At 61.1% G+C, this 6,469-nt stretch carries 5 protein-coding genes; all 5 read right to left on the reverse strand.

Features of this window, described 5'->3' with window-relative positions; genetic code table 11:
- A partial coding sequence (locus tag JO015_14815; protein MBW0000369.1) for an ATP-binding protein occupies positions 1-1,472 on the reverse strand: 1,472 nt, incomplete at its 3' end.
- The gene (locus tag JO015_14820) at positions 1,469-2,353 is read right to left on the reverse strand and encodes a hypothetical protein (protein ID MBW0000370.1); all 885 of its coding nucleotides are present in this window, start codon (positions 2,351-2,353) and stop codon (positions 1,469-1,471) included. The genes JO015_14820 and JO015_14815, both read right to left, overlap by 4 nt.
- A complete protein-coding gene (locus tag JO015_14825; GenBank protein MBW0000371.1) occupies positions 2,350-3,450 on the reverse strand; it encodes a DUF559 domain-containing protein in 1,101 nt (366 codons plus the stop codon). Before JO015_14825 ends, JO015_14820 begins: the two co-directional genes overlap by 4 nt.
- 17 nt (positions 3,451-3,467) lie before the next feature.
- Positions 3,468-3,758, reverse strand: a complete 291-nt coding sequence (gene cas2 / locus JO015_14830) for a CRISPR-associated endonuclease Cas2 (protein MBW0000372.1) — start codon at positions 3,756-3,758, stop codon at positions 3,468-3,470.
- 34 nt (positions 3,759-3,792) lie between these two features.
- The gene (cas1, locus tag JO015_14835; protein ID MBW0000373.1) at positions 3,793-5,745 is read right to left on the reverse strand and encodes a CRISPR-associated endonuclease Cas1; all 1,953 of its coding nucleotides are present in this window, start codon (positions 5,743-5,745) and stop codon (positions 3,793-3,795) included.
- Positions 5,746-6,469: the final 724 nt, after the last annotated feature.

A 6,469-nucleotide genomic window follows, 5' to 3' on the forward strand; every position in this document is an offset into this window, starting at 1 on the left:
CAGATCGCGGCGATCAGCGCATCTGAAGTAACGCTCAAATGCACCAGGTCTGCAGAGTGGTCGGCATGCAACGAAACGCGCAGCTGTTCGGCGAGGGTGTTCACGCCTGCAGCGAGGGATTCGGCCAGATCACCGGCACTTCGGGGAACCGGTTCATCCCACGACGTCCGGAAGTCATTCCACTTGTGTGACCAATCTACCTCAGCAGGCGACGCCGGAGGAGGAGAGCCGATCGGCGGCTCTGCCGGTACCTTGATCCGCGGCAGTTCGCCTGTGCACCGGCTACCCTTCCAGGCCTCGTAACAAGCGTCCAGGATCGCGCGCGGGCGCAGCCCTTGAAGTTTCGCGAGCTCCTGACGGGAGAAGGGAGACAGGCGGTCTTCATCCGTGCCGGCCGAAACACCGCTATCGGCGTACAACACCTCCAGCCTCTTCCGAACGAGCGCAACAACCTCCTCGGCCGTGCGCTCGGTTTTCAACCACCCAGGCTTCGGATTGTTTTCGAGCCGGTCGATGTCGGAGTGCTTCAAGTGAGCGCGCAGGGTGCTGTAATAATCTTCCAGGCATGCCACCACGACCACCAGTCCCGGGTGATTTTCCACGAGGGACCGCAGGATCGACACCAACTCCGGGAAACGCTGTTGCTGGGGCGCATTGAGGTCATACAGGTCCTCGAGCTGGTCGATGCACAGCACGAACGCGCTCCCCTGCGTGCTGCCGAACTCGCGAACGGCGCGCAAGAGCCAGTCCAACAGAATTTCCGGTTCGCCAATGCCGCTGAGGCCGTGCGGGGAACAGAGCCAGCGGAGGTCCTCCACGCCTAACGGATCCCCGCGGAGGTACTTCGTTGCCGCACTGACTGCATTGCCGTCACGGCGTTGCAAGGCGAGGAGTGCAGTGACGAAATCCCCGTGCAACGTTTTGGATGCGCCGGACCGTTTAAGGTCGTCGAGCAACCGGGCCCGGATACTCCGGAGCGGCTCGCTGTAATCTTCATGGTTACGCAGCGCCTCACGTTCTGCCGGTGGGATGCCGGGCCACTCGACTAACCGGTCCGACAAACGCATCAGGCCGGAGCTGCCATCGAGCGCACCGAATCGATCCAGGCAATCTATGATTCTTCGCAACAAGTACTTGCGCAGGGGTAATTCAGTCGACATCTGCGCATAGGCAAAATACCCGGCGCTGCGCCGTTCGACTTCGCGACGGAAAGCGCCCATAAGGTGGGTTTTGCCCGACCCGGCGTTGCCCTGGAGTAAGAATATGCGGCCGCGCCGTTCACCCCGCGCACCGTCAGCAGCGACCTCAATGAGATCAGAGAAAACCTGCCGCGCCTCGGCGTGGATCGATTCTTCGTCGTAAGGATCGTTTGACCATACGTCCTGAGGATAGGCGATCGAGCCGAAGGCTTCGCCGCCGGTTTTTGACGTGAATACATTCCATCGCGCGTCTTCCCAATGGTTAGGATTCATGGATGTTCGTTGCGCTCGATACTGATAAAATGAAAAACTTCGTCCCCGTACTTTGTCTCTGCCGTCGCGAGGTCCGCGGGATTGAGGGTGACGGCGAAATCGGCCCGGGTAAGTCCGATTTGTCCGGCTTGCAGGGCTTCAAGCAGGCGCTGCTTGAACTGGGCGAGGTCAAGCGCGCTGCCGGTCCCCACCTGCCACGCCTCCCATGCGCGATGGATGAACAGTTTGCGGGGGCCAAACCATCCGTCCCCGGCAGTTTGCGCGGTGCGCTTTACCTGTTCGACAAAGTCCGGCAACGGCAAGTCATTGGAAGGGGTAGCGGGATTTGCGGGTTCGGTCTGCGCAGGATCTGCCTCGGCAAAACCGCGGTTGAGCAATTCGCGCCACAGGGTTTCCGGTTTGCCGTTTTCCGCTCCCAGCGCCGCTGCAGCCACGCGTTCGGCAATCCCGGCCGGTGTGGCGCTGGCGTGAAACGCCTCACCTAACCGGATGGCAAGGAAGTAGCCGGCGAGCGTGTTGTTTCCGGCGAGACTTATGGCGATACGCGGCTCAACGTTCAAGACATGAACGGCGGCAAGCATTCGCGCGGCCTTTTGCTTCCAACCTTGCCCGCGCATCGACAGGCCGCTTAACCGCTCGCGGACGGTATTCTGTCCGGCGGACGACAATCGCCACCGCGAAGAACGTTGTCCTTTGCTGCGGGGAAGTTGTTCGACTAACCCGAGTTCTCTCAGGCGCGTCAGGACCGATGCAAAGTTTTTCCCTTTGGCGCCCGGCGTCTTGTCCCATTGTTTACTTACCGCTTGGGAGGTGACGCCGGGCTCTTTATCGCCAACCAGCGCTACCAGCGCCAGTTCATCCACCATGCTTAGCTCATTCATTGCTTTTGGTCAGGCATTCGCGCGGCCTCGAGCCGCGCCAGTCGTTCTTCGATGCGATGCAGCACCGTTTCCAAATCGCTGACGATGTCCTCAGCGAGGAACCGTATCACGAACCATCCGTGCGCCTGGAGCAACTCGTCCTTGCGCCGGTCGCGCCGGTAACCCGCCTGATCGCGAAAGTGATGGTAGCCATCGATCTCGACTACCAACCGGGCTTGCGTCGCCGTCAGGTCGCCCTCGGCCGGACGCGGTCCAAAGGAAAAGTCGAGCGGCGCATTCAGCCGGAACTTCTTCCGGGTAGCCGGCCGGGCATCGAGCACCGCGAACAGGAGGGCTTCCGCGGCGCTCCGGGCCTGACTGGCCGCAGCGTCATCATTGCTCCTCGCCGGCACGACGGTGCGGGCATGATCGAGCAAGGCCACCGCCTCGGGGACGTGCGCACGAAGAAATTGCTCCGTTTTTGCGGCGTGACCGCCCGCGGCCTGGCCAGCATCGGTGTCAGATCCGAACGCTTCGGCTGCCCGCCACCGGGTTGCGCAACGATCCCAGGACGGTTGTTCCGTGATAAATCTTTGCCAGACGGTGGGCGTGACCTGCAACGCAACCGGGAATCCGGCAGACGCCAGTTGGTCTCCCGCGCTTAAAACAGCGGCCTCCGACCCGCCGGCGGCATCAAGGACGAAGGCGGGCAGCAACTCCGGCGGCGGCCCCACGGCAGCCCACGCGAGCCAGGCATTGAGGTTATGAAGGCCATGCGCGGGGGTCCAATTCAGCACGGCTGCGCAGAGTCGAGCCGGCCTGGAGTCGTGGCCTGCAGTTGCGAACAGACGGGCTGCAAACACCGAACGCAACGGCCTCGAGGCGTCGCGCGCACTTGCCGGGGTCATATCGAGTTCCGATGCAACCCATCCCGCGCAGAGCGCCCGGGCTTCAGGCGACGCGAGCGTCCGTTGCAACCACGCACCGGCCTCGGTCCGGTTATCCGGGATCCCACGAAAGCACGGCCGCCCGCGCTGCCGGTCCAGCCACCGGTGTTCGCCGGCTTGGTCGAGGAGGACCGCCCTTAAATTGTGGTTAGCGACAGAAACCAGCTGCACCGGGGTACGACAATCGGTCAGACAACGTAACAGGCGGAATCAATTCTGGAGTAGGCAACCCCAAGGGAGGTAATCGTCCGCTGGCCCCGCGAAGCGGTCGGTCCAAGTTCGATAAATAGGACTTGGTCATGTTCGTGATTAATAATCTCGTGCAGTGCGCGCTCGAATTTTATCCGGTCGGCATCGGTCAGGTCACATTCGAAAACGGAGAGCTGTAAGTGAGCACCGAACTTTTTGCAAGTCTCAAAAACCTTACGAAGCCGCTTTGGCTCGCGCACATCATAGCTTACAATGTACGTTGTCCGCATAACCCTTCAAATTCATTGTTGGATAACGGACAAATCAGCGGGTGGTAAAGGGAACATAATGGGCCAGTTCTCCCGTTAACGCCCGTGCCAGGAGCCGGAATTGGAGTTCGAAGGCCCTCCGGTAGCATACTTGGTAATCAAAGACCGGATGCCGGATCGTGGAGTTGAGCCGTTTTTCGTACACCTCGAAAAACACCTTACGTCCGGCCGGCGTCAGGTTGACGGCGTTACCGGCCCGCACAAAATCACGCGATGTTACCGAACCGTTGTTGATCGCAGTCAAGACCGCCGAGTCGGCGACGACGGCGCGAAATTCCTCCATCAGATCGAGCGCGAGCGCCGCCCGCCCGCACCGCGGTTGATGGTAAAAACCAACGTAAGGATCGAACCCGACCGTGTACGCTGCGATGGTGAAGTCTTTCGCCAGTAAACTGTACGCCAGAGATAGCAGCGCGTTGACGGGATCACGCGGCGGGCGCCGGTTACGCGTGCGGAAGTCGAACGTCAGTTCCGGGGCCGCGGAGTGCTCGTCATCAGCTGTCCGCCGGGGTTTAACCATGCCGCCGAAGTGCTCGAAATAGAGAGCCGCGGCAGCCCCTTCGACCCCGAGCAGCGCATCAAGGCTGTCCGCACGGTCGACATCGGCCTGGGCCTGTTGAAGGCGGCGCAGGACCGCCTCGGGCGGGTCGACGTGATTGCGCATCAGGAGCGTGCGCTGGTTACGGATCTTGCCCGCCACCATGCGTCGGGCCAGTGCCCGGCAGGTCACCGGATCGTCAGCGGCACGAAACTGCGCGATTCGAGTCATCACATTGGTCAAACTGTGTCCCCGAGCTATCGCGTAAAAGAAACCGCCGGTTGAGAAGTAGGTGATGGGGATGCCCGCCCCGCACAGGGCCTGGATCGTCTGGGTTGAGATCTGGATATTCCCGAACACGGCCAGGTGATTGACGTCCGTGATACGGATTTCCTGGATCACTTTGTCCTTTTCCTTGGCGATGAGGCGGCCCTGGCGCAGGCCGACGGTCATGCCGGGCGTGTTCAGGTACACGGCCCGGCGATCGTCCTGTGCGGCGATGAGCCGGCGCAACTCACCATTGTCCGAGCGACTTCCCGGGCGCGTTCTGCTGCGCGGAAGCTTTTCTCTGGGAAACGGTATCGGTGCATCATCGCCGTGCCCTGCCCGCGCCAGGCTGCCGGGTGGACGTGGGGGTGGTTTGTATCCCGGTTCAGCCGGCATGTCCCCTCGCCCCGTTGCCGTCGTGCCTTCATCGTTTGCACCGGGGCCGCCTGGGCCAGCTGCCGGCGTGGGTTCGCCAGACCCGATGACTTCGCGCAGCCAGTTTGTTTCATCGGGCAGACAGATGGGCGCCAAAGAACACCGGGGACATTTGGGGGAGTTTTCCAAAGGGGGCGGACGCGGTCCGGAAGCGCATTGCCGGGCACCGAGAACTTGTTCTTCGATCCAGCGCTCCAATTCGCCTGTCCAGGCCAGGCGAACGCGCTGCCGCGTCTCCCGATAGTAGAGAATGCCAACGTCGCAGGAATAACCATTCTCACGCAGGATTAACATCTGCAGCCCAAGTTGGACCCGGTCTGCATCCCAGATTTCGATCCCGTCATCCGTTTGTCGTGGGCGCCCCGATTTGTATTCGACGGGTGCGGCTGTACTCTGTCCGTCCCCGTCCACCTGCAGCTCGACCAGATCGAGCTTCGCGCTGACGCCAAGCCGGTCGGACCCGAGTTGAACCGATCGCGAATGAATCGTTTCCGAAGGGTTCTTCTCGCCGTCCGGCTGGTGATCAGCCTCACCACCGGTAATTTGCCGGCTCGGGTCCGAGCTTTCCGGCTTCGGCAAAGCGCCCGACCCTTGATCCACGCGCCGGTGATCTGAATCGCCCCGCAACGTGTCTGCACTGGGGACGAAAATACCATCCACAAACTCGTAATAAAACAGGCGCGGACAATACACGAACTCGTTGACCATCCGCGCCGCTAAAACCTCCCGACCTACAACCACATCCTTACCCTCCGCCACGTTGAGGGGCGCACTCTAAGCAGCTGTTTTGATCAAAGCGAGCGAAAAAGTGAGGTGGTTATCACCCGAAAGTAGTATGTATGGCCGGCCGTTGCCGCCAAGGAATGCGCAGTGTAAGGAGGGTTGGACGAATGGGATCGGGATTTTTGCTCTGCTCATTTTTGCCAGCGCCGCTCTATCGGCGCCGCGGTGGATTCAGCCGATGCTGATGAACGCCGACTGTTCTGCTTGCCCCGGGCCGGGGTACCGGGATAAACTCATGTAAAGATGCCCGCCACACACCGCCTTGGGGAGGTTCTTTGACAATTCGGCGCGCGAGCGGTCCGGTGATGCGCGCCGTCGCCGGACCGCTCGCGACCCTTGATAATGAACAACATACGACAGACATCCCAGCCCGGCACGGCCACCGGCAAGTGGGCTACGCGGGCCAATTGGATACCGCTCGCAAACATCCGCATCAATCACTCCAGCCCAAGAGGTTACGAAGCGTCCGTTTCCGCACTGTAAGAAGTGCGGCTCCATTGAAGCCAGCAACGACGGGTAGCAGGGCAGCGCCATCAGCGCGTGTTTCCGCACTGTAAGAAGTGCGGCTCCATTGAAGCTGACTCCAGCGACCGCCAGAAGCTGAAAATCACCGCGAGTTTCCGCACTGTAAGAAGTGCGGCTCCATTGA

It is taken from the genome of Verrucomicrobiota bacterium, assembly GCA_019247695.1.
Lineage (GTDB): Bacteria > Verrucomicrobiota > Verrucomicrobiia > Chthoniobacterales > JAFAMB01 > JAFBAP01.

Excerpts from the sequence above, each read along its gene's own strand:
- JO015_14820 (MBW0000370.1), bottom strand. The coding sequence starts at position 2,353 with ATGAATGAGCTAAGCATGGTGGATGAACTGGCGCTGGTAGCGCTGGTT.
- cas2 (MBW0000372.1), bottom strand. The coding sequence starts at position 3,758 with ATGCGGACAACGTACATTGTAAGCTATGATGTGCGCGAGCCAAAGCGG.
- cas1 (MBW0000373.1), bottom strand. The coding sequence starts at position 5,745 with ATGGTCAACGAGTTCGTGTATTGTCCGCGCCTGTTTTATTACGAGTTT.